26 protein-coding genes, 3 tRNA genes and 2 pseudogenes are annotated in these 26,927 nt (G+C 37.6%); 15 read left to right on the top strand and 16 right to left on the bottom strand.

What is annotated here, in order from left to right; translation table 11 throughout:
* From ACFIKR_RS04875 to rpsL, 4 genes and pseudogenes are all read right to left on the bottom strand, one after another.
* A pseudogene (locus ACFIKR_RS04875) lies at nucleotides 1–76 on the bottom strand (elongation factor Tu); the annotation flags it as partial.
* 62 nt (nucleotides 77–138) lie between these two features.
* Nucleotides 139–2,223, bottom strand: coding sequence for an elongation factor G (gene fusA / locus ACFIKR_RS04870; RefSeq protein ID WP_015856588.1), 2,085 nt, complete (start codon nucleotides 2,221–2,223; stop codon nucleotides 139–141).
* 24 nt (nucleotides 2,224–2,247) lie between these two features.
* Nucleotides 2,248–2,718 carry a 30S ribosomal protein S7 gene (gene rpsG, locus ACFIKR_RS04865; RefSeq protein ID WP_015856589.1) on the bottom strand — a complete coding sequence of 157 codons (471 nt, stop codon included), beginning with the start codon at nucleotides 2,716–2,718 and terminating at the stop codon, nucleotides 2,248–2,250.
* Nucleotides 2,719–2,736: 18 nt separating this feature from the next.
* Complete coding sequence (gene rpsL, locus ACFIKR_RS04860; protein ID WP_005773262.1) at nucleotides 2,737–3,108, bottom strand: 30S ribosomal protein S12; 372 nt, start codon at nucleotides 3,106–3,108, stop codon at nucleotides 2,737–2,739.
* Between the two features lie 488 nt (nucleotides 3,109–3,596).
* Between rpsL and xth the strand changes: the two genes are divergently transcribed.
* From xth to ACFIKR_RS04835, 5 genes are all read left to right on the top strand, one after another.
* Nucleotides 3,597–4,379: an exodeoxyribonuclease III gene (gene xth / locus ACFIKR_RS04855; protein WP_015856590.1), complete on the top strand. Its 783-nt coding sequence runs from the start codon at nucleotides 3,597–3,599 to the stop codon at nucleotides 4,377–4,379.
* Between the two features lie 122 nt (nucleotides 4,380–4,501).
* Nucleotides 4,502–5,407: a transporter substrate-binding domain-containing protein gene (locus ACFIKR_RS04850; protein WP_375659056.1), complete on the top strand. Its 906-nt coding sequence runs from the start codon at nucleotides 4,502–4,504 to the stop codon at nucleotides 5,405–5,407.
* Between the two features lie 140 nt (nucleotides 5,408–5,547).
* Entirely contained in the window at nucleotides 5,548–6,300 is a 753-nt protein-coding gene (locus ACFIKR_RS04845; protein WP_375659055.1) for an amino acid ABC transporter permease, read from the top strand.
* 2 nt (nucleotides 6,301–6,302) lie between these two features.
* The gene (locus tag ACFIKR_RS04840) at nucleotides 6,303–7,019 is read left to right on the top strand and encodes an amino acid ABC transporter permease (protein WP_375659054.1); all 717 of its coding nucleotides are present in this window, start codon (nucleotides 6,303–6,305) and stop codon (nucleotides 7,017–7,019) included.
* Between the two features lie 11 nt (nucleotides 7,020–7,030).
* On the top strand, nucleotides 7,031–7,777 hold the full coding sequence (locus ACFIKR_RS04835; protein WP_375659053.1) for an amino acid ABC transporter ATP-binding protein: 747 nt from the start codon (nucleotides 7,031–7,033) through the stop codon (nucleotides 7,775–7,777).
* A 102-nt stretch (nucleotides 7,778–7,879) separates the two neighbouring features.
* On the opposite strand, the gene ACFIKR_RS04830 is transcribed toward ACFIKR_RS04835, so the two are convergent.
* The 6 genes from ACFIKR_RS04830 to ACFIKR_RS04805 form a co-directional block, all read right to left on the bottom strand.
* Entirely contained in the window at nucleotides 7,880–8,671 is a 792-nt protein-coding gene (locus ACFIKR_RS04830) for a tetratricopeptide repeat protein (protein WP_375659052.1), read from the bottom strand.
* A 1,140-nt stretch (nucleotides 8,672–9,811) separates the two neighbouring features.
* Entirely contained in the window at nucleotides 9,812–12,535 is a 2,724-nt protein-coding gene (locus tag ACFIKR_RS04825) for a valine--tRNA ligase (protein WP_375659051.1), read from the bottom strand.
* Nucleotides 12,536–12,672: 137 nt separating this feature from the next.
* Nucleotides 12,673–13,239: a DUF2497 domain-containing protein gene (locus tag ACFIKR_RS04820; protein ID WP_375659050.1), complete on the bottom strand. Its 567-nt coding sequence runs from the start codon at nucleotides 13,237–13,239 to the stop codon at nucleotides 12,673–12,675.
* Nucleotides 13,240–13,487: 248 nt separating this feature from the next.
* Complete coding sequence (locus ACFIKR_RS04815; RefSeq protein WP_375659049.1) at nucleotides 13,488–14,789, bottom strand: TolC family outer membrane protein; 1,302 nt, start codon at nucleotides 14,787–14,789, stop codon at nucleotides 13,488–13,490.
* Nucleotides 14,790–14,845: 56 nt separating this feature from the next.
* The gene (locus ACFIKR_RS04810) at nucleotides 14,846–15,520 is read right to left on the bottom strand and encodes a protein-L-isoaspartate O-methyltransferase (RefSeq protein ID WP_375659048.1); all 675 of its coding nucleotides are present in this window, start codon (nucleotides 15,518–15,520) and stop codon (nucleotides 14,846–14,848) included.
* A gap of 234 nt (nucleotides 15,521–15,754) precedes the next feature.
* A tRNA-Cys gene (locus ACFIKR_RS04805) sits at nucleotides 15,755–15,828 on the bottom strand.
* A gap of 185 nt (nucleotides 15,829–16,013) precedes the next feature.
* Here ACFIKR_RS04805 and ACFIKR_RS04800 point away from each other — a divergent pair.
* Nucleotides 16,014–16,088, top strand: a tRNA-Asn gene (locus tag ACFIKR_RS04800).
* Nucleotides 16,089–17,381: 1,293 nt separating this feature from the next.
* On the opposite strand, the gene ACFIKR_RS04795 is transcribed toward ACFIKR_RS04800, so the two are convergent.
* The 3 genes from ACFIKR_RS04795 to ilvA all read right to left on the bottom strand — a co-directional run bounded on the left by ACFIKR_RS04795 (nucleotide 17,382) and on the right by ilvA (nucleotide 20,900).
* A complete protein-coding gene (locus tag ACFIKR_RS04795; protein ID WP_375659047.1) occupies nucleotides 17,382–18,764 on the bottom strand; it encodes a DEAD/DEAH box helicase in 1,383 nt (460 codons plus the stop codon).
* 292 nt (nucleotides 18,765–19,056) lie between these two features.
* Nucleotides 19,057–19,587, bottom strand: a complete 531-nt coding sequence (locus ACFIKR_RS04790; RefSeq protein WP_375659059.1) for a hypothetical protein — start codon at nucleotides 19,585–19,587, stop codon at nucleotides 19,057–19,059.
* Between the two features lie 35 nt (nucleotides 19,588–19,622).
* Nucleotides 19,623–20,900, bottom strand: coding sequence for a threonine ammonia-lyase IlvA (gene ilvA, locus ACFIKR_RS04785; protein ID WP_375659046.1), 1,278 nt, complete (start codon nucleotides 20,898–20,900; stop codon nucleotides 19,623–19,625).
* A gap of 147 nt (nucleotides 20,901–21,047) precedes the next feature.
* Here ilvA and ACFIKR_RS04780 point away from each other — a divergent pair.
* The 8 genes from ACFIKR_RS04780 to ACFIKR_RS04745 all read left to right on the top strand — a co-directional run bounded on the left by ACFIKR_RS04780 (nucleotide 21,048) and on the right by ACFIKR_RS04745 (nucleotide 24,096).
* Nucleotides 21,048–21,133 (top strand) — tRNA-Leu (locus tag ACFIKR_RS04780).
* A gap of 444 nt (nucleotides 21,134–21,577) precedes the next feature.
* The gene (locus ACFIKR_RS04775; protein ID WP_375659045.1) at nucleotides 21,578–21,787 is read left to right on the top strand and encodes a hypothetical protein; all 210 of its coding nucleotides are present in this window, start codon (nucleotides 21,578–21,580) and stop codon (nucleotides 21,785–21,787) included.
* Nucleotides 21,788–21,955: 168 nt separating this feature from the next.
* Nucleotides 21,956–22,246, top strand: a complete 291-nt coding sequence (locus tag ACFIKR_RS04770) for a hypothetical protein (RefSeq protein WP_375659044.1) — start codon at nucleotides 21,956–21,958, stop codon at nucleotides 22,244–22,246.
* 30 nt (nucleotides 22,247–22,276) lie between these two features.
* A complete protein-coding gene (locus ACFIKR_RS04765; protein WP_375659058.1) occupies nucleotides 22,277–22,471 on the top strand; it encodes a DUF1376 domain-containing protein in 195 nt (64 codons plus the stop codon).
* On the top strand, nucleotides 22,432–22,818 hold the full coding sequence (locus ACFIKR_RS04760) for a hypothetical protein (protein ID WP_375659043.1): 387 nt from the start codon (nucleotides 22,432–22,434) through the stop codon (nucleotides 22,816–22,818). Before ACFIKR_RS04765 ends, ACFIKR_RS04760 begins: the two co-directional genes overlap by 40 nt.
* Nucleotides 22,819–22,988: 170 nt before the next feature.
* On the top strand, nucleotides 22,989–23,327 hold the full coding sequence (locus ACFIKR_RS04755) for a hypothetical protein (RefSeq protein ID WP_375659042.1): 339 nt from the start codon (nucleotides 22,989–22,991) through the stop codon (nucleotides 23,325–23,327).
* A 6-nt stretch (nucleotides 23,328–23,333) separates the two neighbouring features.
* Entirely contained in the window at nucleotides 23,334–23,669 is a 336-nt protein-coding gene (locus ACFIKR_RS04750) for a hypothetical protein (protein ID WP_375659041.1), read from the top strand.
* 94 nt (nucleotides 23,670–23,763) lie between these two features.
* On the top strand, nucleotides 23,764–24,096 hold the full coding sequence (locus ACFIKR_RS04745; protein ID WP_375659040.1) for a hypothetical protein: 333 nt from the start codon (nucleotides 23,764–23,766) through the stop codon (nucleotides 24,094–24,096).
* A gap of 43 nt (nucleotides 24,097–24,139) precedes the next feature.
* Here ACFIKR_RS04745 and ACFIKR_RS04740 read toward each other — a convergent pair whose 3' ends face one another.
* Together ACFIKR_RS04740 and ACFIKR_RS04735 are read right to left on the bottom strand one after the other, a co-directional pair.
* Entirely contained in the window at nucleotides 24,140–24,433 is a 294-nt protein-coding gene (locus ACFIKR_RS04740; protein WP_375659039.1) for a HigA family addiction module antitoxin, read from the bottom strand.
* 16 nt (nucleotides 24,434–24,449) lie between these two features.
* Nucleotides 24,450–24,731 carry a type II toxin-antitoxin system RelE/ParE family toxin gene (locus ACFIKR_RS04735; protein WP_252619286.1) on the bottom strand — a complete coding sequence of 94 codons (282 nt, stop codon included), beginning with the start codon at nucleotides 24,729–24,731 and terminating at the stop codon, nucleotides 24,450–24,452.
* Nucleotides 24,732–24,920: 189 nt separating this feature from the next.
* On the opposite strand from ACFIKR_RS04735, the gene ssb reads away from it, so the two are divergent.
* Entirely contained in the window at nucleotides 24,921–25,364 is a 444-nt protein-coding gene (gene ssb, locus ACFIKR_RS04730) for a single-stranded DNA-binding protein (RefSeq protein WP_375659038.1), read from the top strand.
* Nucleotides 25,365–25,451: 87 nt separating this feature from the next.
* Here the strand turns inward: ssb and ACFIKR_RS04725 are convergent.
* Nucleotides 25,452–26,576: pseudogene (locus ACFIKR_RS04725) on the bottom strand (helicase-related protein); the annotation flags it as partial.
* Between the last annotated feature and the right edge of the window lie 351 nt (nucleotides 26,577–26,927).

The following is a 26,927-nucleotide window of genomic DNA, read 5'->3' as shown; positions in this document are numbered from 1 at the left end:
TCTTCCCATGATCAACGTGACCAATCGTACCAATATTAACATGCGGTTTTGTTCGTTCAAACTTGCTCTTCGCCATCTGAGCTCTCCATTTTCCGTCCAAGCCAAGGACTAAGTTAAAAATTAATTACCAACCTGAAATTACGCGTATTTCTTTTGAATCTCCAAAGCAACAGCCGAAGGTACAGGCTCATAATGATCAAACTGCATTGTGTACTGTGCACGCCCCTGACTCATAGAGCGAAGGGTATTCACATAACCAAACATATTTGCCAAAGGAACCATCGCATTCACAACTGTTGCAATACCGCGCGCTTCAGTTCCTGAAATCTGTCCCCGACGAGAATTGAGATCACCAATAACATCACCAACATAATCATCTGGTGTAACAACTTCCACCTTCATGATCGGTTCAAGAAGCTGTGCACCAGCCTTCTTTGCTCCATCACGAAAAGCTGCACGAGCAGCAATCTCAAAAGCCAAAACCGAAGAATCAACATCGTGATAGCCACCATCAATAAGTGTTGCTTTTACACCAAGCATAGGAAAGCCTGCAAGAGGACCTGATCCCATAACACTTTCAATCCCTTTTTGGACGCCGGGAATATATTCTTTAGGAACAGCACCACCCACAATCTTCGACTCAAAAATAAAGTCATCACCATCATGAGGCTCAAAAACAATTTTTACACGAGCAAACTGACCGGCACCACCCGATTGTTTCTTATGCGTATAATCAATTTCCGCCATTTTAGTAATTGACTCACGATAAGCAACTTGAGGCTGCCCAACATTTGCTTCAACCTTAAATTCACGCCGCATACGATCAACAATAATATCAAGATGAAGCTCACCCATTCCAGCTATAATAGTCTGACCAGATTCCTCATCCGATTTAACACGAAATGAAGGATCTTCGGCTGCCAGACGATTAAGAGCAATACCCATTTTTTCTTGATCTGCTTTTGTTTTCGGTTCAATTGCAATCTCAATAACAGGCTCTGGAAATTCCATCCTCTCCAAAATAACAGGCTTCAAAGGATCACAAAGAGTATCACCTGTTGTCGTCTCTTTAAGTCCTGCAAGAGCAACAATATCACCAGCAAATGCTTCTTCAATATCCTCACGAGAATTTGAATGCATTTGAAGCATACGCCCCAAACGCTCTTTCTTCTTTTTCACAGTATTCTCAAGAGAAATACCTTTCTGAACTTTACCTGAGTAAATACGACAGAACGTCAACGAACCAACAAAAGGATCATTCATAATTTTAAAAGCAAGCATAGATAGTGGAGCATCATCTGAAGATTCGCGTGTCGTCTCAGTCTCAGTCTTCACATCAATACCACTAATTGCCGGAACATCAACTGGAGAAGGAAGATAAGAAACAACAGCATCCAAAAGCGGCTGAATTCCCTTGTTTTTAAAAGCCGTACCACAAAGAACCGGATGAAACTGAACTTCCACTGTCCCCCTGCGAATGAGAGAAACAAGCTGTTCATTGGTTGGCATAACACCTTCTAAATAAGCCTCTGTCGCAGCTTCATCAACCTCCACAGCCATCTCAATCAATTTCTCGCGATATTCTTCAGCTTTCTCTCTTAAATCAGAGGGAATTTCACTTATCACCGCCGAGGCACCAATAGAACCATCCCACTTTAAAGCTTTCATTTCTACAAGATCAACAACGCCTTCAAAGTCATTTTCAGCACCAATCGGCAACTGCAAAACAAGCGCTTTAGCACCCAACCGAGAACCAACCATCTCCACACTACGATAGAAGTCAGCTCCTATTTTGTCCATTTTATTAACAAAAACCATACGAGGCACACGATATTTCTCAGCTTGCCGCCAAACAGTTTCCGTCTGAGGCTCCACACCAGCATTTGCATCCAACAAAGCTATTGCACCATCAAGAACACGCAAAGAGCGCTCAACCTCAATCGTAAAATCAACGTGCCCTGGCGTATCAATAATATTAAAGCGACGCTTCCGACCGTCACGCCCTTCCCAAAACGTCGTTGTCGCAGCAGACGTAATCGTAATACCGCGCTCCTGCTCCTGTTCCATCCAATCCATCGTAGAAGCACCATCGTGGGTCTCGCCAATTTTATGATTCTTGCCGGTATAGAACAGAATACGTTCAGTCATCGTAGTCTTACCAGCATCAATATGCGCCATAATACCAAAATTACGATAATCTTCAATTTTATATTCGCGAGCCATTATATTTGCCTTAGTTTAAAACTTCTACCAGCGATAGTGAGAAAAAGCACGATTAGCCTCAGCCATACGATGAACATCTTCACGCTTTTTCACGGCAGAACCGCGATTATTAGCCGCATCCATCAGTTCACCAGATAAACGCTCAATCATCGTCGTTTCATTCCGACCACGTGCCGCAGCGATCAACCAACGAATAGCAAGAGCCTGACGACGATCAGGACGAACATCAATCGGAACTTGATAAGTAGCACCACCAACACGGCGTGAGCGAACTTCAATATGAGGAGCAACATTCTCTAAGGCCCGATGAAATAGAGCCACAGGATCTGTTTTTACTCTTTTTTCTACAGAATCGAGCGCACCATAAACAATACGCTCTGCAACTGATTTTTTACCATCAAACATAATGGCATTCATAAATTTCATAATAACCAAATCACCAAACTTAGGATCTGGATTAATTTCACGCTTTTCTGCTCTATGACGACGGGACATTGGCTTTGTCTCTCAATATTATTTTGGACGCTTTGCGCCATACTTTGAACGACGCTGTTTACGATTCTTGACACCCTGCGTATCAAGCAAACCACGAATAATGTGATAACGAACCCCTGGCAAATCTTTCACACGACCACCGCGAATCATCACAACAGAGTGCTCTTGAAGATTATGTCCCTCTCCAGGAATATAACCAATCACCTCAAATCCATTCGTCAAGCGAATCTTAGCAACTTTACGAAGAGCAGAATTAGGTTTCTTCGGTGTTGTTGTATAAACACGCGTACAAACACCACGCTTCTGCGGATTCGACTGCAAAGCAGGAACCTTATTACGTTTAACTGGCGCTACACGCGGTTTGCGAATCAACTGGTTTACGGTAGGCATGCAACCTTCCTCTTTTCGATCTACATTCGTCTCACCCAATCGGGCTTTTCTATTTCATTTCCATCCACTCCAACAGAATCGGAATAGATATATAAGTCTACACACAAAATCGGGCATACCTGCAAAAAACAGTTCACCCGACCACAAGCAGAGAAGGCAATAGCCTTTTGCACTAGCATTTGCTTTTAATCTTCTTAACACCTGTGAATAATCTTTCGGTTCATATCCAAAACACCTGATCACATCCACATCGGTTATGTCCACTTCTAATAGCGAGAACACTTACATTCGTCAAGAACTAAACAGCAGAAAGTTTTTAAAAATGAAAATAAATTAAATTTTAAAACTTTAAATTTGCTTTTACCACTACTCTTGATAAATCAATTTACCATAGTAATATCCCTATAAATAAAAAGCAGCAATGTGACTGTAATAAAACATGAATGCAGTAAATTGAATTGCATACTTGATATCTAATGATGAGCGCCATGAAAATAGCAACGTGGAATATTGCTGGAATAAAAGCACGACATGAAACATTATGTCAATGGCTGCAGCAGAGCCAGCCGGACATAGTCTGTTTACAGGAAATTAAAAGTATTGATGAAAATTTTCCACGCGATGCAATTGAAAATTTAGGTTACCATATAGAAACACACGGACAAAAAAGTTTTAATGGTGTTGCGATTCTCTCTAAAAAAACACCAGATGAAGTGATCCGTCGATTACCAGGCAATGATAATGATGAGCAGACACGCTACATTGAAGCTGTTTATTCAACAAACAAAGGTGTTGTTCGTGTTGCATCTCTCTATTTACCAAATGGGAATCCTATTGAGAGTGAAAAATATTCCTATAAAATAGAATGGATGGAAAGATTATATACACATGCAAAATCATTGCTTGCGTATGAAGAACCCCTTATTCTAGCGGGTGATTATAATGTCATCCCCGCTCCATTAGATGCAAAAAAACCTCAAGAATGGTATCAAGATGCCTTATTTCTTCAAGAAACAAGAAAAGTATTTCAACGTATTCTTAATTTAGGTCTTTACGATGCTATCCGAAATGTCACCGATACTCCCTCCTTCAGTTTTTGGGATTTTCAGGCGGGTGCTTGGCCTAAAAATAATGGGATTCGCATTGATCATTTATTATTATCACCAGAAGCTGTTGATCAGCTTATTTGCGCTCATAGTCAAACAGAAGTAAGGGGATATCAAAAACCATCCGACCACGTTCCTGTTTGGATTCACCTTAATATCAATTAAGAAAGCACAACACCGATTATGAAACAACAAAAAAATTCCACTCAAAAATAATAACTATGCTACACCATGTAAACAGTATATCTTAAACAGCTAAAGTAAAGATAAATGAATGGAGGACATAAATGAAGAAATCATTATTAATGTTTATTACAGCAACGGCCATTGGTTTCACAAGCGTCGCGCATGCTGAACATGATACTCTTGAAAAAATAAAACGAACAGGGGAAATTACTTTAGGTGTCCGTGAATCATCTGGTTTAGCCTACGCCCTTGGTAATAATAAATATGTCGGTTTTCATACAGAAATGGCAGAACGTATCATTGATGATATCTCAAAAAAAATTGGTAAACCAATTAAAATTCATTATCTTCCTATCACTTCTCAAAATAGAATTCCTCTCTTAAAAAATAAAACCTATGATTTTGAGTGCGGCTCAACAACAAATGATATTGCCCGCAGTAAAGAAGCAGCATTTGCTTATACGACATACATTGAAGAGGTTCGTATTGCTGTAAAGAAAAACTCTAACATTAAATCTCTTGACGATTTAAATGGAAAAACAATTGCAACGACCACCGGTACAACATCTGTTCAACTTATTCGTAAAAACAAACGTGCAAAAAACATTCAGTTTAAAGTTTTAAAGGGGAAAGATCACGGAGATAGTTTTTTATTATTAGAATCTGGTAAGGCAGATGCTTTTGTTATGGATGCTTCAATTATTGCGGGACATATTGCTAAATCAAAGAATCCATCTGATTATGTCATTCTTGATACTGTACTTTCAGTCGAACCGATCGCCTGTATGCTCAGATTAAATGACAAAAAATTTGAACAAACAATCAACGATAGTATCGTACGTCAGATTAAAGATGAATCACTTGAAAAGCTTTATAATAAGTGGTTTATGAAACCGATCCCACCTGCTAACACTGTTATGAACCTTCCCTTGTCTAAACAAACAAGATATGCTTGGGATCACCCAAATAATAAACCGCGAGAAAGCTACACAGAAAAAGATTTATAAAATTTAATAAAGAAGAACCACACTCTTTAAAAATTGAGTGTGGTTTATTTTTAATTCACTTTTTAATAAATTTGGCCTATGTAGATGCGCTTAGTTTATTGTCCTATTTGTGAATGACTAATTTGAGGGAATATCAATTAATGGACTTTTCTTTCCTTTGTAGAGATGACCTTACCCAAACACTGGTAACGGGATGCCTGGGAACTCCCGGCGTGAGTCATACCTATTTAGATACACTTCTCGATGGCTTAAAAAATACGGTTATATTGTCTATCACTTCACTTATATTAGCTGTATTGTGTGGTGTTATTATAGGAACAATGCGTACTTTACCCAAAACATCGATAATCAATTATATATTTCGCACTATCGGTGCTATTTGGGTGGAGATTATGCGTAATATTCCCCTCCTTGTACAAGTATTCTTGTGGTATTTTGTTGTTCCTAAGATTTATCCACCAGCGATGAAATTTTCCCCCATTCTCTTAATAACATGCGCATTGGGATTCTTTACATCTGCACGCATTGCAGAACAGGTTCGTTCAGGCATTGAAGCAATTCCTTCTGGACAACGTTATGCTGCTATGGCAATGGGGTTTACAACTTATCAAAGTTATCGCTATATTATACTACCACGTGCTATACGTACAATTATGCCCCCTCTTACTTCAGAAGCAATGGGCATTGTGAAAAATTCGTCTATAGCATTCGCCGTTTCAATAAATGAGCTCATGCAATTTCAATACCAAGCAATTGAAGAGGTAAGCCATGTTTACGAAAACTATTTGCTTGTTACGATTCTTTATATTCTAATAGCCTTATTGGTATTCATTGTGATGACAGTCATTGAACAAATACTCAAAATTCCTAATTTTCAAACAAAGGGAAATTGAAAATGATGAATTTCATAAGCTCTCAGTTTGGACTTTATTTTCCTTTCAATTTTTCCGACTTTGATTTTTCCTTTTTTACCTTTGATGTATTTTGTTCTTACATTTTATCAGGTTTGCTCTTTAGCGTTTTTCTAACTCTTTTTGCAACGGTATTGGGGTTTGTTTTCGGCACCCTTTTAGCAATGATGCGCCTTTCTTCCATAAAACTTCTTTCTTGGTTTGCAATCGTTTACATAACAGCTATGCGTTCAATACCACTTGTGATGGTTATCTTATGGTTTTTCGTGCTTTTGCCTTTTTTAACTGGTACATCCATCGGTGCAAATAAATCAGCACTCATTACCTTTACCGCATTTGAAACGGCTTATTTTGCAGAAATTATGCGTGCTGGCATAAACTCAGTTTCGCAAGGACAAAAATATGCGGGACAAGCTCTCGGAATGACATATTGGCAAAGTATGTACATTGTCATTCTTCCTCAAGCCTTTAGAGACATGCTACCAGTTTTTTTAACACAAGTTATTATCCTTTTTCAGGATACAACCCTTGTTTATGCAATCAGTGGCAACAGTCTTTTAAATGGTTTTGATATTGCTGCTAATAATTTTGGTGTAAAGCAAGAAGCTTATATCTTAGCAGCTGTTTTCTATTTTGTTATCTGTTTTACGCTGTCACAAATAGTTTTGTATTTACAAAAAAAAGTATCCATTATTCGCTAATAGGAAAAAAAATGTCTACTCATATGATCGAAATAAAAAATGTTTCTAATTGGTATGGCGAAATTAAAGTCCTTAAAAACTGTACAACCAACATTAATAAAGGAGAAGTCGTTGTCGTTTGTGGTCCATCGGGATCAGGAAAGTCAACACTCATTAAAACTATTAACGCTCTCGTCCCTTTTCAAAAAGGTGAAATTTGGATTAATGGAGTACCAGTTCATTCAAAACAAACGAATCTTCCTAAATTGCGAAGTCAGGTGGGAATGGTATTTCAACACTTCGAGCTTTTCCCCCATTTATCTGTCACAGAAAATTTGACAATTGCACAAATCAAAGTCCTAAAACGAAGCAAAAAAGAAGCACTTGAACGTGGATTGTTGTATCTTGAACGCGTTGGGCTGATTGAACACAAAGATAAATATCCTGGTCAACTTTCTGGAGGGCAACAACAACGTGTTGCTATTGCACGTGCCTTAACTATGGATCCACTTGTCATGCTTTTTGATGAACCAACATCTGCTCTAGATCCTGAAATGGTAGGTGAAGTGCTCGATGTCATGATTAGCTTAGCAGAAGAAGGTATGACGATGATTTGTGTAACTCATGAAATGGGATTTGCACAAAAAGTCTCGGAGCGTGTTATTTTCATAGATCAAGGAACAATTCTTGAAGACTGTTCATCTAAAGAGTTCTTTTCTGATCCGCAAGCGAGAACACCGAGAACGCAAGAATTTTTGTCTAAAATCCTAAGTCATTAGCCGTTATATTATCACAAAAAGCTATCTCTACTGTAAACTTAGACACAAGACAGTAGAGTTTAATGACAGATGAGAGAATGTAAAAATATTACAATCAGATGTTTAAAAACTGTTATTTTTTAAAATATCAGCAACCAGTGAAATTGCTGTACGTCTCTCAAATTCATTACAAAGAGCAAAAGCCTGTTCTTGTAAAGGGCGAATCCAATTTCTGTCTTTTACGTTAGCTTTTTCATAAGCAGCAGTTAACATTGCCGCTCCACGGACAATTTTTCCTTCTTGAAGCAGCATATTTCCAAGCATTGCTTGGGCGGAAGGATTTCCTTTTTTTGCTGAAAGTTGAAACCATCGTGCTGCTTGTATAAGATCCTTCTCCCTTCCCTCTCCCTTTAAAAATATTTTTCCTAAATGATACTGAGCTTTAGGATTTCCATAGTTTACCGCAGCCCGCATATAAAGATGAGCAGCATAAGAAGAATCAGGTTTCACAGGTGATTGAGGAATACCTTTTTTTATATATCCCGCAAGTTTAACCAATGCATCAGAAACATAACTTTCATCCTCTGAACCAAGATCAGCACCTTTTTCAACAATATATGCAAAAAAATGATATGCCTTATAATCATTTTTAGGGACACCATCACCGTTTGCATAGATAGAGCCAAGTTTCCAATTCGCACCAATATGGCCTCTCTTAGCCGCACGACGTAATGCTGCAATAGCCTGATTTATATGCCCATTTTTATAAGCAGATATACCACGTTTAAAACAATAAAACGAACCATCATTCGCTTCTTGCAAGCTATTGACATCTATTGCATAAACAGTTGAAAAAAATCCCCCTAAAATCACAACAATCGTGGCTTTTTTCCATATCCGAAACCTATTAACCATTCCCCCCCTATCTCAATTTTAATGATTATATCTGTTACAAATTTCTTTGTAGATATTTAAACCCTTTTTCTTAGTAAAAAGCACGCGCGATTTTAAATTAAAAATTTTAAAAGAAAAGACAAATAAATAAAAACCATCCAAAATGTTTGATAAAATTAAGTATCCATTTTTATATACAACAAATTGATTTTTAAATATAAATCATCATTTTATATTTTGTAACACCTCCTTTAACATTCTAGGATTTATTGATTTTAAAATTTTATACGTATGAATAAAAATCGCTCAATAAAATAACGTGCATTAAACAGCAACTTGAGAACGAAGAGAATACATGATGAATGGTAAGCATTTAAGCATAAAAAACAATACGAAAAATAAATAAATATAATGATGATCGTTAACTTATAACTTCACAACTGCCTTACCACCTTAAAGATGAAGTTTTTTGCCACCGTCAATCTATAAACAATACAGCTTTTTGTTTAACAGATTCCACCTGACATCATTTCACATGGGGTTAATTCATACTTTACACACAAGCCCTACCTCAGAATACTCACCACTACATAAAACAAAAATACCACATGTGTAATTTTACATGCCTTATATTGCTACTCTAAATGATGATGTTTTACAGTAATAAAACAACATATTGATTTATTATGATAATTTACCTTTTTTGCATGTTAAATGAGTCCCTAGAATATCGTAAGATTCTCTCATTCAAAACCTGTTCCATGTTGAATCAATCAAAACCATCCGCTTGCACATTACAAGCAGAGAGAGCTATGTGGATAAAAACTCTGTGTAAGAAAGAACTAAAAATGCCTCTTATGAACGGTCTTAAGTGCCAAGTCCTTGTCCAGATTGGGTGGGATGGCGCCAGCGCTTGTTACTTCACAAGCGTAAAGAAGGGGAGCTCAATGGATTTACCGTTATACCATTCATGATTTCCGTCGTGAAATAGGCTCAGGTACCTTAAAAGATGTTTTTTTAAAGATAAACATAAAACAATGGATTTCAGTAGAGATTTTATGATCGTTCATGAAAAACTAACAAAAGAAAAAGTCTCTTTAAAGAAGATCTACACCAGCCCTAATGGTATGAAATCATCCATCAAAAAATAAAAAGTTGAAATCAATCCAACCGCTCTAAAGCAACAAATATTTTCTTCTGCGCTGCACGCAGTTCTACAACCCTGTTCCGTTCACGCTCAACAATTTCTGCTTTTGCATTTGCTATAAATTTGGGATTGTTTAACTTAAGCGATATTTTTTCAATATCTTGTTCAATTTTACTGACATCGTTCCTCAAACGAACACGTTCAGCCTCCAAATCAATCAACTGTCCTAATGGTAAACAAAAAACAGCCTCTCCCAAAATCATTTGTGCCGATACTTCCGGAACTTTATCAGAGAAATCAATAACTTCAATACGCGCTAATTTTTTAAGAAGTGCATCATAACGCCTCACACGCTCTCGCGTTACTTCCCCTCCTTCAACAACAACAAGAGGTGCTTGTGTAGCCACTGGAATATTCATTTCAAAACGTACTGACCGAATCCCTGTAACGACATCAATAAGCCAATTAATATCATCAGCAGCTTCTTTATCTATCAATGTTTCCTCTGGCCATTTTGTCAATGCGAGCATATCCTCACGCTTGATGGCTTGCGTTTCTGTAAGAGACCACAACTCTTCCGTCATATGAGGCATAAAAGGATGAAGAAGTTTATAAACTTCATCTAAAACCCAAGCAGTACAAGCTTGAGCCTCATTTTTAGCATCTTCATTTCCCCCCTGAAAAATAGGTTTGAGAAGCTCCAAATACCAATCACATAATGTATTCCAAATGAAACGATAAAGTGTGGCAGCTGACTCATTAAATTTATAGTGTTCAATACCAGCCGTCACTGCTGAAATTGTTTTGGATAATTCTGTTAAAATCCAACGATTAAGCGCCAGTTTTGCTTGTTCTGGCTTAAAAGTTGGATCATGCTTCACACCATTCATCTGTGCAAATCGAGTAGCATTCCACAATTTCGTAGCAAAATTACGATAACCAGCAATACGGGAAGCGTCAAGTTTTACATCACGACCTTGTGCTGCCATAATAGCTAAAGTAAACCGAAGTGCGTCAGCACTATATTGATCAATAAGCTCTAAGGGATCAATAATATTTCCCTTTGATTTTGACATCTTTGCACCCTTTTGATCCCGAACAAGAGCGTGCACATAGACCGTTGGAAAAGGAACGTCACCCATAAAGTGAAGTCCCATCATCATCATACGAGCAACCCAGAAAAAAATAATATCAAATCCTGTCACGGATAAAGATGTTGGGTAAAAAGTAGATAATTCAGTCGTTTTATTTGGCCATCCTAATGTTGAAAAAGGCCAAAGAGCTGATGAAAACCAAGTATCTAAAACATCCGGATCACGAATTAATTCAACAACCTCACCATAATGAGCAAAAGCTGAATCTAAAGCCTCTTTTTCACTTTTTTCAACAAAAACCGTTCCATCAGGACCATACCAAGCAGGAATCTGATGTCCCCACCACAATTGGCGAGAAATGCACCAAGGTTGAATATTTTCCATCCAATTGAAGTAAGTCTTTTTCCAGCTATCAGGAACGAACCGCGTTTTGCCTTGTTGAACAGCCTCTATCGCTGGCTTTGCTAATTCAGCAGCATGAACATACCATTGATCTGTCAAAAACGGCTCAATAGGGACACCACTGCGATCTCCATGAGGAACCATATGGGTATGATTATCCACAGAGGCTAAATATCCCTGTTCTTCCATCAAAGAAACAATCTTCTGGCGCGCAACAAAACGATCAGATTTATCGAGATTTTCTACTAACATTTTTAATTCATCTGATAAAATCAAACCATCAAAAAATGCTTCATTTTCACGGAGAAAAATCTCGGCTTTTTGGGTAAAAATATTGATCAAGCGTAAATGATTACGCTGTCCTACTTCAAAATCATTAAAGTCATGAGCTGGTGTGATTTTTACAGCACCACTTCCAGATTCAGGATCAGCATGCGTATCACCAACAATTAATAACCTACGACCAACAAGTGGCAAAAGAGCATTTTTACCGATAAGATTTTTATAACGCTCATCTTCAGGATTAACGGCAATTCCTGTATCACCAAGCATTGTTTCTGGTCGTGTTGTCGCCACTGTTATAAAAGTTGTCGCATCATTTGGATCAAAAATTTTACCCTCAAGTGGATATCTAAAGTGCCACAAATGTCCTTGAACTTCTTTTTGCTCAACTTCAAGATCTGAAATAGCTGTCAACAATTTAGGATCCCAATTGACGAGGCGCTTATCCCTATATATCAACCCTTGCTTATAAAGCGTGACAAAGACTTCACGGACTGCCTGCGACAACCCCTCATCCATTGTAAACCGCTCACGCGACCAATCACATGAAACCCCAAGACGACGCAACTGGTTTGCAATAACGCCTCCAGTTTCATAACGCCACTCCCAAATACGCTCAATAAACTTTTCTCTCCCCATTTCTTGACGCGTTGGCTCTTGGCTTTCTGCAAGTTGACGCTCTACAACCATTTGTGTAGCAATCCCAGCATGATCCATACCAGGCTGCCACAAGACATTTCTGCCACGCATCCGCTGAAATCTAACTATTATATCTTGAATTGTCGTATTGAGCGCGTGCCCCATATGAAGTGAGCCCGTAACATTAGGAGGTGGAAGCATAACGCAAAAAGGTTCTGCACCGCTTTTAGAACCAGCTCCCACTTTAAAGGCCCCACGAGTCTCCCATCTCTTTGCAACCCGTTGCTCTATAGAGGCAGCATCATAGTTTTTTTCTAACATTCTATCCATCCATAACGCCGCTGAAAAACACAATATATGATCAAATCCCGATCAAAAACCCGTGATTTTCAGCCATTCACTAAAGAGCCCGCAAAATCGCAAACAAAATTCTCATAAAATGAAAAACATAAAAACAATTAAGATGATTTTTTAATCGCTTTCACAATCTCTTCACGCAAAATATCTTCCAGCAAAATAGGCAATTTAGACTGTAACCATTCTGCTATAGCCGGACGCAACACATCCTTTGCAATCTTTTCTGCAGAAGAAATACAATATGCAGACAATTCCACATGACCATCCCCTCTAGCTTCTGACTGTGATTTCCTTATCTCATCTTCATATTCTTTTGTTTTATAAACAGAATTCTGTTCTTCAGAAGAAAGCTTCATCTTTTGCATATCCATACCAACTGTATTATTTTCTGCCTCTATATCCTCTTTCTCTTGCGTTATCTTCCCCCCTTGATTTTCAGAAGAAAGACCAATACGATCAGCTAAAGCTTTCATAGCATCATCAACCGATAAGGTTGTATCATAAATACCCTCTGATGAAGTTTCTGAACGACCTTCCGAAGCATTCACTGCAACATCTTCATTTAAAAAGTGATCAGATTGAACCGCATTTTCTTCGATTATTTCACGAATAGATGTTAAAATTTCATCCATACTTGGCTCACGTAACACGCTTGAACTCTGTACCATACTTTACAACCTCTCAAAGACGCAACAACAAATAGAATCATACTTTCAGTGTATGCAAAAGAATCATAAGATCAACATGCCTCCCGCGATATTTTCAAATATGCTTGTCATAAAGAGGGCGCTACACACAATTTTCTACACTTATAAAAATAACATCTCACCGTTCTATTTTTAAACATATTCAACTATTGATTTACTAATCTTTTAAAAACTAAAATAATTTAAGATTAAAGAGATACTTTTATGCATTATCGGATATATTTAATTGTTTTTAAACCTAAATAATTTGCAGTCAGTCTACCAATAGAAGATTGAACACTATAGCTTGCCACAACAGCATTACGCTCCGCCATTGCAAGCGCAATCTGAGCATTAATCAATTGAGTACGAGAATTTAAAACATCCAGCGTCGTTGCTTGCCCTACGCGATTTTCTTGAACACGGCCTTTCAGAGCAATTTCAGCAGCACGAACACTTTCACGGTAAGCAATAACAGATGAGCTTGCGCCCTCCAACTGAAACCAAGCAGAAGTAAGTACTTGCCTAGTATTACTATGCGCCAAATCGAGTTGAAGCTGTGCCTGTCCAAGCTGTTCCCTTGATTGGCGAATTTGCGCAGACGTACGCCCTCCTTCAAAGATTGGGACACTTACTGACAATCCTATTGATTTAGAAACTCCATCCTCTCCAGTACCGCTGTAGATTCGATTATAAGATGCTGTTGCAGAGAAATCGACTTTAGGGAGCAATGCTCCTTCTTTCGCCTTTACATTGTAAACACTCGCATCGACTAGATATTTAGCATAAAGGATTGCTGGATGCATCACAACGCTCATTTGGTAAGCCATATCAAGGTTGACGGGAAAATCTTTGGCTACGGGTGGGCGTTTTAACTTTTCAGGATCAGAACCAATAACTTGTCGATACACTGCCTCTGCTGCTTTTACATCAGCACGAGCAAGACTCAGCTCTGAAACAGCCACAGAACGTGCAGCTTGAGCTTGAGCAAGATCAACATGCCCTCCTTCACCCACATCAAATTTTGCTTTATTGGAACGAACTTGTTCTTCAAGAGCTGCCAAATTTTCTCTCCGAAGATCGGCAACACGACGTGCGTGATAGACATTAGCATAAGCGGTCACTGTCTCCAGAAACGTATTTTGTTCAACATTACGAAGATATTCACGCTGAGCCTGCAACTTAACTTGGGCTGAAGAAAAGATATTTTGCGTGATAAAACCATCAAATAATCTTTGATTTAATCTCACGCCTATAGATCCAGAAGTAACATAAGGACCTGTAAACGACTTATTCCGACCATAGTTCCCAACCCCCTCAACTTGTGGCAATAACCCTGATCGCGCAATGACAACATCATCACTGGATATACGCACAGCTGCACGTTCACTATTCAACTTAGCGTTATTCTTATAAGCCTTAGCAAAGGCATCCATCAATGTTTCAGCACAAACAGTATCTGATAGTAAAATACTCAATACCAGTAATAAACACACCTGAAACTTCTTGTTTATTTTAAACACAATACACACAATAACAAACCCCAAATAAATTACAAAACTATCTTTTATTCACAAACAAACAAGCACTAAAACACAAAACCAGGTGTTTTTAAAAAACAAGGAAGAGGCTTTACAGCGAGGTTAAAAGCACGATGTGCGGAAATGATCCCATCTTCTTTTATATAGATTTGTGCAACAGCAGCATTTCCATACCCTTCAACCACAACAAGACGTCCACAGTCTTTCATTTGATCAAAGATACCTTGTGGAATAAAATCAACAGATCCCTCAATGAAAATCACATCATAAGGTCCCTCAACAGCATATCCTTGCTCTAATGGACCATGAACGACAACCACATTATCACATTGATTACGTTCTAAAGCTTCAAGAGCACGCTCAAAAAGAGATTTATTACTTTCCAACGCAATCACAGACCCTGCAAGTTTTGCAAGCAACGCTGCACAATAACCACTATTTGCACCAATATCTAAAACAACATCTGATGATTTTACAGCGGCAAGCTGTAGTAATTTCGCTAGAGATGCAGGTTTCATCAAATAGCGTGCAGGAACCCCATCTTGTACTGGACATAGAACAATGTCGGTATCAAGATAACTTAATACTTTCATATCTTCCGATACAAAATCTTCACGAGATACCGTTAAAAACGCTTCAAGAACTGATAAATCCGTTACATCAACTGTACGAATTTGATTGTCAACCATTTTGCGACGAAGCTCAGCAAAATCTGCAACCATAACGAATATTTTCTCCTAACCTACAAAAAACAAACAAAACAGCGACAATGATGGACGAAGATCTCTCAAACTATGAGCGTTACGAAAAAGGATGCTCCAGTCAACAATTAGATTTTAACTGTATGATCTCTCATAAAAAAGTGTCTTCACAACTATAGAGGAACAACTATAGAGGGAAATAATCTATTTTCCTATACCTCATCTCCCCTAAAAGCCGTTTCGCTTAAAATCGGCTGGAGGCCTCGCCCGGAATCGAACCGGGATACAAGGATTTGCAGTCCTCTGCGTAACCATTCCGCCACGAGGCCTCGTCAACAAACATAAAGGTTTCAATAAGGGAAGGCAACGCATCCGTCAAGGTATAGAAATTTTCTCTCGCCTTTTTTCCTCTTATTACACAATTTATCATATTTTTAAAAAAAAAAGTAATTTTATCCTTTGCAAATCAGTATTGCTTTGCTATAGCCTTTTCAACTAAATGATTGGGCACCATTCCCCGGTAGCTCAGCGGTAGAGCAACCGGCTGTTAACCGGTTGGTCGCTGGTTCGAATCCGGCCCGGGGAGCCACATTCTTTTATTCCACGTAGTTTATTATTTTTTCTAAAATTTTTAGACATGAGGGATTCGTTAATAAAAGTAAGGGAATAGAATTTTTGCAATAAAGTAGAAACGCAATATCCTATGGGATGTATTTTTTGCAATGAACGCAAAAAATGGTTGATTCATTTTAAGGTAGCACAAATAAGATTACTTTTTTCAAATTACCGCGCTCTCTATCAGAGAGCACTGCAATTATTTGCACATTATAAATTACGATTTCTTTCAGGAGAGAGAATTATTACGCTCCATCAGCAATGGAAAAAGATCTCATATAATTTTTGTCCAAGGAAAAAATGATTTGTACTCCATAAAGCAATTAAACTTAAAACCTGCTCATGAAGCAATCATTTTGAAAAATGGAAGAAACAACAATCAGGGCATATATTATCTCCATACATCCCACATAACCGCCTCCCCATCTTAAAAGCAAAAAACATCAAACAAGTCTGTAAACATTCCGGCGTCTTAATCTAACAGGTTGTTCCTCCTGCTAACCACTTCAACGCTTTACAAACAACCTTGCCTTAGATATTTCATCCTACTGTCATAAAACATTTAATACATAAAGTCTTATAGGCTTTATATCCCCCCAAATAATAGTGTTTTACAATAAAAACCAAGATAACAAGCTAAATGTTAAGAATCCTGAGAAAGCCTTCAGAAATCAGATATTCTCGCTATTGTATTATGCAGTCACACGCTTTTTAAAGAGATATCTCTTAAATCCCCCCCAAGCCCATTTCACAATGACTCCCGTAAATGGTATAAAATGAAATCGATTGATCATCCCATCTTTATTTATAATAAAAGCCATACCATCATACTATTTTCCAACTCTCAATCTTAGCAACACCCCTTGCCTTTGAAAGAGTTTATAAGAATCATTTTATTTATTTCTCAAATGTTTATCTATACGATAATTTCACATATAACGTGCAAATGAATACTTTTGATTGATCCACATAAATAGCTTCAAAATGAAAAAAATTACGATATAATGAATTATTCAACATATAAAACAATGAGTTATTATTAGAAATCAATGTTTAAAATTAAAAGTTATCATTAAAGATAAAACACATCTTTTAAAAAATGATTTTATATAAATCCAGACAGTTAGAAGCTTTTCATTTCTAAAAAATGAAAACCTCTAAAAGACCTTCTTATTTTGGCAAGAATATTTTATACCTCTTTTCAATTGAGAATAAATCAACAAAAGTAAAAAAATCCCCAGTACATGATCTTTTTTCAAGACTTTATCTAGGCGGCATTCTTAACTGATTTTCGAAAACGAAAAGGCTTTGCACGCTTTGCCACCGCTTTTGCTTTTTTATGCCTCTCATTTGGAGATGAAGAATTCTTCCGCTGCAACTGTGCGGCATCATCTTTTCGACCTAAAAACTGTTTTTGACGTTTAGATTTTTTAAAACGGCGTTCCTTATCGTTTTCTTTTTCTCTACTTTCTGGCAAAATTGGCTTTTCTGGAAACGCTGCAAATTGTTCTGGAACTGACTCAACCGCCAATTTCATACGAATCAAGCGCTCTATAGCACGCAACCGTTCCCTTTCTATCCTCTCATCAAAAAGTGTAAGTGCTTCACCAGATGCACCATTACGTCCTGTACGACCAATACGATGTACATAACTTTCAGCTTCATCTGGTAAGTCATAATTAATAACGTGGCTTATCCCTGGTATATCAATACCGCGTGCAGCAATATCTGTTGCCACAAGGATCTGCACAGATCTTTCACGAAAAGCTTTTAAAGCAGACTGGCGAGCACCCTGTGATTTATTCCCATGAATCGTTGCGACTGAATATCCTATCTTTGCCAAACTACGTGTAACAGAATCAGCCCCATGTTTAGTTCGGGTAAAAACAATAACCGAATTAAAAGCTGGATTTGTCAAAAGTTTACTTAAAACATTCTTTTTTTCATTCGTAGAAACACAATATAATTTTTGGCAAATCTCTACAGCCGTCGTACCTTGAGGAACAACTTCAATTTTAACAGGATCATTGAGTAAACATTTTGCAAGCACAGCAATTTCCCTCGGCATTGTTGCAGAAAAGAGTGCTGTCTGACGCTCTTGATGCAAAAGCTTTGCAATTTGCTTGACATCATGAATAAACCCCATATCCAACATACGATCTGCTTCATCCAAAATCAAAAAACGAGATTGGGAAAGATCAACACACTTTTCACGAACAAGATCTCTCAAACGCCCTGGAGTCGCTATCAAAACATCCACACCTGCTTCCATACGTTTAATTTGTTTTAAACGTGACACGCCCCCAAAAATAAGACATGTTGAAAGATGAGCTCCCTTCGCCGCAGTGCGAATCGTTTCATCAATCTGGACAGCAAGTTCACGCGTTGGAGCTAAAATCAAAGCACGTGCAGTTTTAGGACAGCGTTTATTACCCAAAGCCAAAATCTGACTTAAAATAGGTAAACCAAACGCCAAGGTTTTTCCAGAACCTGTCTGAGCAACACCTAAAATATCATGTCCTTTCAACATCACTGGAATAGCTTGTTCTTGTATAGGTTTAGGTTTACTCATCCCAGCAATGAGTAAATTTTTAATCAAAAGAGTAGGCAAACCTAACTTTGTAAAAACATTTTCTTCGTTTATAGGCAAAATACAATCTTTCCTCAGCTGAAGAACTCAAAACAAGTAACCAGCTGAACCTTCCACTCAAGAATCCGCGCAAGAGAAATCCCTGACATTTTAAATGAAGCAACGCTTAAAAAGCAGCTTGCGCAACTCATGAGCACCTTGAAATCAAGATAAAGGCGTATAAACTTCACTTTACAAAAAGCCAACAAACCAGCCTAAATGCCTTCATCCCCATTATCCTTGGATTATGATAAAAAAGCAAGAACTTTACGAAATACATTTATCATGAATAAAAAAACAATATTTAGATCGTTTACTTTTTGATGATTGTGTCCATCGGTAAATGTACCTTGATAAAATCAGGATAAATCTCGAGAAAAACTGGGTTTTGTAAAGTTTTTTGACCGCCATAAATTAAATACCATTGAGTTTTATCAAAAATCGCCAAAGTTTTATATCGAATGATGCGATCCTTCATCTCAAGAACTGTTGGAATTAAAGCATACAAAGTACCGTTATCAGTTTGTAAATACTCTATATTTTCTTTATCTAAATAATAAGCACCAGAAGGCAAATCCTCAAATTTCCTATGCAACTGTTGAAGAAAATCACTACGTAAAGCACTCTCTGTTGTATTCAATCGATGTGCCATCTCTTTATAAAGTCGCTCAGGCATATAACGAGAAATAGGTGTAAAATCCCTATTTTTTATAGCATTATTGACATCAACAACAACTTTTGAAAGTTCAGCTTTTTGTATTATTGTAGGCTGAGATGCTAAACTCTGTTGATTAACAATCAAAAAGAAAAATAGACTCAGCACCAAATAAAAAATAGGTTTCATCATTATACTTCTTGTTTTAGTAAAATTCCAATTTCTCAAATAACAAAATCAAATAACGTTTGATCATCAGTAATATCACGATAACGCCAACCTAACGCTTGAAATTTTTCCTCTAAAAGATAAAAATTACCGTATTTTTTTGTTTCAATCGCAACCAATACAGAACCAAAGTTTCTCGCTGATTTTTTAAGATATTCAAAACGTACGATATCATCATCTGGTGATAATGTGGAAAGAAAATGACGCAATGCACCAGGGTGTTGCGGAAAACTAAAAATAAAATATTTTCTCAACCCTTGGAAACGTAAAGAACGCTCTTTAATTTCTGGCAAACGCTCAAAATCAAAATTACCTCCTGAAATAACGAGAAGAATTTTTTTCCCTTTTAACTCTTGAGGAGGAATACTGTTAAGCGCATCAATAGATAAAGCACCAGCCGGTTCAAGGACAACACCTTCAACATTAAGCATTTCAACCATCGTAGAACAAACACGATTTTCAGGAACCGTAATGACAGAATCAGGGGAAAATTTCTTTAGAATTGTATAGTTTAGCGCACCAATTTCAGCCACAGCAGCACCATCTACAAAAGTGTCAATACTTTCAAGCTTAACCCGTTTTCCACTCTCCAAACAAGCAAGCAAACTTGCAGCTCTTTGCGGCTCAACAAAACGAAGTTTTGTTTTCCAACCATATTCATGTAAAAACTTGCTCACCCCACTTGCCAACCCCCCTCCCCCTACCGGCACAATCATTAAATCTGGCTCACTTTCTCCATTAAGTTTTTTCCATTGTAAAGCAGCTTCACAGAGCACAGTTGCCTGCCCCGTAATAATGCGAATATCATCGAAAGGCGGAGCCATTACACCACCGCTCTCCACGACAAAGGATTGCGCAGCTTCATAACATTGATCAAATGTTTCACCAATCAAACGAATATCAATGAATTCTTTACCAAAAATACGTGTTTTTTCAATTTTTTGTTGTGGCGTTGTCATAGGCATAAAAATCACGCCTTTACGTTTAAAATAACGACAAACAAAAGAAACCCCTTGCGCATGATTCCCCGCTGAAGCGCAAACAAATGCAGAATCTGGTGATATACTGCTCAGCATTTCTGAAACAAAATTGAAAGCACCACGAATCTTATAAGACCGCACCGGTGTTAAATCTTCACGCTTTAAATAAATTTCTGCATCATACTTTTGACTAAGAAAATCATTTCTTTGAAGTGGTGTTTCAGCAAACACGTGATGCAATCCCACCATAGCTTTTGTGACGTCTTGAATAAATTGACTCATAATACTAATCATTTCATGCATTATTTACATTATAAAAGCTTTTTCTAGCGATAAAGAAAACTATTGTCAGTCAAAATTTTACTAAAAAAATGAAAAATGTTTCTTTTGTCATTAATTCTTGATTCAATAAAAGATATAGCTTATGAGAGAACTCTCATCGCGGACGTGATGAAAACGGTAAACATAGCAGACTTAAAATCTGCCGGTCGAAGACCTTGCGGGTTCAAGTCCCGCCGTCCGCACCAGACTGTCTTAATTCCCCTTATTTTCCAATGAGTTATTAAAAATCAACAAAAATTAAACCACCTTCTAAACCACCTTTCGCAACTCCATTATAACGCTATCAGACGGCACCGCGATGATGCTAAAATACGAATCATTGCTGCTTTTTGAAGTACCTTTTTAGCACTTTGACCTCCTCCTCGTCTTTTAGGGTGGAGAGGCAGTCAATCTCATTTCCTCATCCTTAAGGATGAGGAAATGAGTCATGTTTTTAACGTTAAGCAACTTTCACAACAGGACTTGGTAAAATTCGCTTAACTTCTGTTGTAACTGATTTGTAATGCTTAAGCTCTTCTTCGAAATCATTTGCATCTAACAAATGCCTCATCATCAATCCTAAGATTTCTCCAACACCAGCAGCACTATTTATACTCTTAACAGGAGTAAGATAATATGAAGAAAAGGAAGTGAGGTATGGAAAGGAGATAGATCTGAGTTTAGTAGTAGCAGTTGTTATTTGTTTTATTGCTAATTTTGGGTTGGCTTATACTCTTCATGACTCTTGTAAAACGATGCAAAAGCTCAGAAAAGAGATAAATAAAAAAGACAAAATAATAGATAAAGAAGCTGAAATAATACATGCACAAAAAGATCTAACTCAAAAACAAGAAGAATAAATTCGAAGATTAACTGCTTCCAAGATTATTTTCCTCGAATGGCAGTAAAAAATTTAGCCAAAAAGTAGTTTCAAATATTTTCTCACAAACATTTTTTCAAGACAGGCAATCACAACACGCTCTGTCATAGCGCACATATAAATACGCAACAGCCTTAATGAGGGGAACATGATCATCAATGCACAAACCATTCTCTGCCTTGATCTAGATACCAAGACAGGCTGGACAATTTCTCGTGTAGACAGCAATATAACAAGTAGTACTGTCAATTTTGAATCCTATCGTTTTGAAGGCGATGGTATGTGCTATTTGCGTTTTCAGCAATGGCTTACAAAAATGAAGGTAACAACAGATAAAGGAAATACCTCAAAAGAAGAAATAATTAAGACGGTTTATACAAAAGGACATGCGCTACAAGATGACAACGAAGCAGATGCTTTAACAATTTTTTATATTTAATGAAAGAAGGGAGTGCGCATATCTAATGGTATGCCGTGGATAAGATTTCATCTGTATGACTGGATCAGTGAGACAGATGAAATGACATTGAAACAAAGGGGCGTTTATATAACGCTTCTCGTTTGCATGTACGATAAAAAAGCACCAATTAAAGAAAATTTTGGAACGCTTGCACGTATTTGCAATTGTTCGCAAAAAAGTTTGCAACTATTGTCGAACACTTAACAAGAAATGGTAAACTTATCCAAACAGATAATGGATTGTGGAATACGCACGTTGAAGAAGAATTAAAAGCTTTTACTGATAAAAAAGAGCACATATCGCAAGTTGTAGTAAAGATAGTAAAAAAGGTGCACAAGCAAAATCAAGCTATAAAGAATAAGAATATATATAAACTAATTGTTTTAGTAAAAAAAGAAATTGGTTCTGAAAATTTAGAAACAATCGATTTGGTTGACAAGCCAACAGAGGTTTCTGCTGTTGAGACCACATCAGAACAAATCGAAACGATAGTAGAAAACCAACCTCCCACACGAGCAAGAGAACGTTTCCCAAAAAGCAAAACGGGTTAGAAATAACCGTGGCTGTCGTATCCCTAAGGATTTTGAACCCAATTACGATTTCGCAATCGAAGAAGGCTTGCCTCCAGAGCGTGTGAAAGTCGAAATCGAAAAGTTTCGAGATTATTGGAAAGCCAGTGCAGAAAAGAAGGCTACCGAGAATTTAGAGAAAGAAAAAAACTATGGAAATCACGGTCAAAGGCAAAAAAGCGTTGGTGAACACATCTCAGACAACATCCTTGATATTGGGTCTCGAGGTCACTTTAAAACACATTCACGAGAGGATAGCTCTAGAGTTTCCTTTGGTTTTGAAGCGTGGCAGTGCATTGACACAACAGCAGGAAGTGATTGCCTTAGATGCTTGTGATCAACTTCACGAATTGTTTTCAGTGAAAGCGAGCAAAGAGGACATAGCCAAGGCAATTCGGATGCCTTCGTGTGGTTTGAAAATTTCACAACAGACAGATCATGAAGGTATGGTGCTTACCTATGGAATGGTTTTGGAAAGTATTTCTGCATAGTCACTGATGAAAATGGTTAAACGGATTTTATGCGATGAAGTAGAAGATTTATCGGATACGTTTTTTCCAAGCATTCGTGAGTTAGTAAGATTATGTCATGATTTGGAAAATAGTCTTTTGACGAAAGCCAATCTTGTACGCAAAGCTGTTTTGAAAAATCGTGAAAAAAGGCTGAACGAAAAGGCAATGAGAGAGAATTCAAGACCACTCACGTTGGTTGAAAAGCAAAAAATTGAAGGAATTTTAAATGCTCTTGGAGGAACAGTGAAAACATTTCAGGTTAGCAAAATAGTGAATAGTGCTGATCGTTTTGAGATTAGATGTGCGTTTAAATCAACATAAAGGCACCGTACAAAGCGATTTAAGATTTTATGATAAAAAACTCCACAATATAAAACGCTCTGCACGGTCAAATTTGTAAAATTAGGATTAAAGCATGTTCATTTTAAAACATCTATTCTTAAAAAACCGTAAACAACCCATGCAAAAAGAGTTTGTTGCAGCAGCTGTTGGTTATGTTCCTTGGGGAGACGGAACAGAGGAGTATTTTTACAACCTCTACGAATATGAAGACGGCACAAGAGAGTGTGAAAAGTTTGATGGCGGACAGTATTATACCACACCAGAAAATGCGGATTTTAGTACCAAAGCGCAAGTGAAAGCATGGGTTTACGGTGGTGCTATTCCGAAAAGCGTTCTCAATTACGAACCTCTTATAGACGAGATCAATAAAGGCGTAAAAAAACTATCAGAAGTTGCTTGGTTTTAAAGAACATGCCCTCTAGGTGTGAAGAAAGATGGACTAAGTCTTTTTAAAGATGCCCTACTTGCTCTAAAGGTGAAATATGTGGGATTAGGCTGTTATGCCGAGCTTGCCACAAATCATGCTTTTGTTGCAATTTAAGCCAGAATTCCGCATCATTTAAACCCGCTTTTTCTAACCGTAAAGCTAAGTTAATGCTAATCGCTGCATGGCAGTTTAAGACGCGGGATAAAGTTAAACGTGCAACGCCAAGACGATTTGCAGCTTCTGTTACTGTTAACCCTAATTCATCAAGCAATTCTTCTTTCAAAATGCCGCCAGGGTGTGGAGGATTGTACATCATAATAACACCTCAAAACTCAATGGTAATCTTGATAATCAACCAGTTCAACGTCTGTCCCAATGAAACGAAAGGTAACACGCCAATTTCCATTGACACGCATTGACCAGTAACCTTTTAAATCGCCCGTAAGCGCATGTAGACGATACGATTTAAGAGTAACTTGTTCAGGCGCGGATATTGTATCTAAAATTACTAAAATGTTTGCTAATTTTTTAGCATGCGCGGGTTGTATGCCTTTGCAGACTCCTCTTTCAAAGAATAATTTCAACCCTTTATGCTTAAAACTAACGATTGCCATATATACCCTCTTGATACTTGATACTATACACCATGCATTTATGTCAATTGATTATTTATCAAAGAGCGCTTTAAGACATAATTTTATATGTTAAAAAACAATAATATCCTTTTGAAATAATTGAAAAAACATGCAAATTATGCTAGGATTTTGTATGTATTAAAATACAAATTTAAGGTAAGAAAAAACATGCTAAATAAAGTGATGTTAATCGGGCGTTTAGGTGCTGATCCCGAAAGCAAAACAATGAATTCTGGAGCTGAGGTAGTCAATTTTAGTATAGCAACTTCTGAAAGCTATACGGATAAAAATACTCATCAAAAAGTAGAGAAAACAGAATGGCACTCCGTTGTGATTTTTAATCCACATTTAGCAAAAATAGCGCTTCAGTATCTCAACAAAGGTTCAAAGGTTTACGTAGAAGGCAAATTACAGACACGCAAATGGCAAGATAAAAATGGGCATGACCGTTACACAACAGAGATTATTTTACCGCAATTCAAAGGCGAGTTGTATTTGCTTGATGCAAAGAAAGAGCAATCTGCCCCTTCATCCATTACTACCCCAAATTATGCTATCGTTTCAGGTGCTGCTGATCATAGTGCATCTCTTAATGATGCTATCCCATTCTGACTGATAAAATATGGCAAAGAGAAAAAACCGTACAAAACGCGGACGTCCTCGAATTAAAGGATGTATCAGAGAACCAAACGGACGCATCTCACGAGCAAAAACACTGGCAGGTACCCCAACGGGTAAAATGATATAGCCTCTCTTTTTTCTCCTTGCACGACGCATGATACGCCCCACCGCCTGTATGACATCTACATGACTTTTATGGGGATGTAAAAACATAACCGCATCAAAAACAGGGACATCTACTCCTTCAGAGAGATATCTTACATTGGTGAGCAAACACGGACAAACATTCTCCCCCGCATCTTCCTTAAGCCAATCAAGGGCTTTATTACGTTCTTTAGCACTTTGTGTTCCATCAATATGAGCAAATTTACAGTCAAAAGGCGGAGTCTCTTTATGGACCTTATGAAGATCATATAATTCTTTCTGTATTTCTTTAGAATTGAATGTATCACGGATACGTTTAGACCTATTGATATCTTTACAAAAAGCCAAAGCCCGACGCATGAGATTTGGGTTATCACTCAAGTCAACCTTCAGATCTATTTTAGCAAGGGCTTGATAACAGCCTATGATCTTGGTTTTATCGTCAAGAATAAATCCATAATTCTCATCTGTTATCAGATGTTGAATGGATTGACTTACTTCCTCTTCATCAACACCCAAAATAATAATCTTATAAGGAGATAAAAGTTCATTCTTAACGGCTTTTGAAAGAATGTATAGATATAAAGCTCTTTTCCATAGAGTTCTTCATCATCCATAGAAGCCAGAACGGCATTGATCTCATTGGCTTGCTTTTTGGCATTATCCGTAAAGATCTTGGGGATTGCTGTCATGTACAGACGTTTTTTACCCCGAATGATGCTGTTATCGTGAACCTTGATAAATTCAGATTCACGTTTGTCTGTTCCCAACACAACCCCAGTCGTACGGTGTACTTCATCACAAATGATCAGATCAAATTCGGATAAATCACATTCCTTTTGCTCATCCGCAATCACTTGGATTGATTGGTAAGTAGCAAACACCACGGTCATTGCATGTGCTAAGGCTTTATTTGCTTTTTCTCAAAGTTTTTGAGCATCAGTTGGTAGCTGGTAGAGCGAGATCTGAAACATCGAGTTCGACAGCATCATCTTGTGTTTTACGACGCTTGCCAATTCATATATCAGAACATACCGCAAAGGAAAGCAAGAGGACTTGTGCAGGTGTAAGCGTCCTCGCATTCGTATTCCGGAAACCTGAAAGTACTGAGTTTGAATCAGCTCTTTGCTTTTAGTGCTCATCGCACTTGGACATAGCAAAATCTCCCAGAACTCCGATACACCCACAGAGTGGGCTCATTTTTATGATCAAACTTTAGGGCTTTCAGACCCTACTAATCGCTGCCTAGACAACCAAAAACACCTTTAAAGTATTAAAGGAATTTCACGCGATTAGCAACCAAAATGAAAGCAGTGTTTCTTATCTCTCAAAAACTGTAAGATTGGGCACTCTTCAAAAGAGAGACAATGCTAAGGGCTGTCCTCGTGGTTAGTTATCAACCCACACAAT

This window comes from Bartonella sp. MR30HLJHH (assembly GCF_042194195.1).
Classification (GTDB): domain Bacteria; phylum Pseudomonadota; class Alphaproteobacteria; order Rhizobiales; family Rhizobiaceae; genus Bartonella; species Bartonella grahamii.
Note: the sequence above shows the minus strand (reverse complement) of the source record. Positions and strands in the feature narration are given on the sequence as shown.

Coding starts and splice junctions, on each gene's coding strand:
- fusA (WP_015856588.1), bottom strand. CDS start 2,223: ATGGCTCGCGAATATAAAATTGAAGATTATCGTAATTTTGGTATTATG.
- rpsG (WP_015856589.1), bottom strand. CDS start 2,718: ATGTCCCGTCGTCATAGAGCAGAAAAGCGTGAAATTAATCCAGATCCT.
- rpsL (WP_005773262.1), bottom strand. CDS start 3,108: ATGCCTACCGTAAACCAGTTGATTCGCAAACCGCGTGTAGCGCCAGTT.
- xth (WP_015856590.1), top strand. CDS start 3,597: ATGAAAATAGCAACGTGGAATATTGCTGGAATAAAAGCACGACATGAA.
- ACFIKR_RS04850 (WP_375659056.1), top strand. CDS start 4,502: ATGAAGAAATCATTATTAATGTTTATTACAGCAACGGCCATTGGTTTC.
- ACFIKR_RS04845 (WP_375659055.1), top strand. CDS start 5,548: ATGGACTTTTCTTTCCTTTGTAGAGATGACCTTACCCAAACACTGGTA.
- ACFIKR_RS04840 (WP_375659054.1), top strand. CDS start 6,303: ATGATGAATTTCATAAGCTCTCAGTTTGGACTTTATTTTCCTTTCAAT.
- ACFIKR_RS04835 (WP_375659053.1), top strand. CDS start 7,031: ATGTCTACTCATATGATCGAAATAAAAAATGTTTCTAATTGGTATGGC.
- ACFIKR_RS04830 (WP_375659052.1), bottom strand. CDS start 8,671: ATGGTTAATAGGTTTCGGATATGGAAAAAAGCCACGATTGTTGTGATT.
- ACFIKR_RS04825 (WP_375659051.1), bottom strand. CDS start 12,535: ATGTTAGAAAAAAACTATGATGCTGCCTCTATAGAGCAACGGGTTGCA.
- ACFIKR_RS04820 (WP_375659050.1), bottom strand. CDS start 13,239: ATGGTACAGAGTTCAAGCGTGTTACGTGAGCCAAGTATGGATGAAATT.
- ACFIKR_RS04810 (WP_375659048.1), bottom strand. CDS start 15,520: ATGGTTGCAGATTTTGCTGAGCTTCGTCGCAAAATGGTTGACAATCAA.
- ACFIKR_RS04790 (WP_375659059.1), bottom strand. CDS start 19,587: ATGAAACCTATTTTTTATTTGGTGCTGAGTCTATTTTTCTTTTTGATT.
- ilvA (WP_375659046.1), bottom strand. CDS start 20,900: ATGATTAGTATTATGAGTCAATTTATTCAAGACGTCACAAAAGCTATG.
- ACFIKR_RS04770 (WP_375659044.1), top strand. CDS start 21,956: ATGATCATCAATGCACAAACCATTCTCTGCCTTGATCTAGATACCAAG.
- ACFIKR_RS04765 (WP_375659058.1), top strand. CDS start 22,277: ATGCCGTGGATAAGATTTCATCTGTATGACTGGATCAGTGAGACAGAT.
- ACFIKR_RS04755 (WP_375659042.1), top strand. CDS start 22,989: ATGGAAATCACGGTCAAAGGCAAAAAAGCGTTGGTGAACACATCTCAG.
- ACFIKR_RS04750 (WP_375659041.1), top strand. CDS start 23,334: ATGAAAATGGTTAAACGGATTTTATGCGATGAAGTAGAAGATTTATCG.
- ACFIKR_RS04745 (WP_375659040.1), top strand. CDS start 23,764: ATGTTCATTTTAAAACATCTATTCTTAAAAAACCGTAAACAACCCATG.
- ACFIKR_RS04740 (WP_375659039.1), bottom strand. CDS start 24,433: ATGATGTACAATCCTCCACACCCTGGCGGCATTTTGAAAGAAGAATTG.
- ACFIKR_RS04735 (WP_252619286.1), bottom strand. CDS start 24,731: ATGGCAATCGTTAGTTTTAAGCATAAAGGGTTGAAATTATTCTTTGAA.
- ssb (WP_375659038.1), top strand. CDS start 24,921: ATGCTAAATAAAGTGATGTTAATCGGGCGTTTAGGTGCTGATCCCGAA.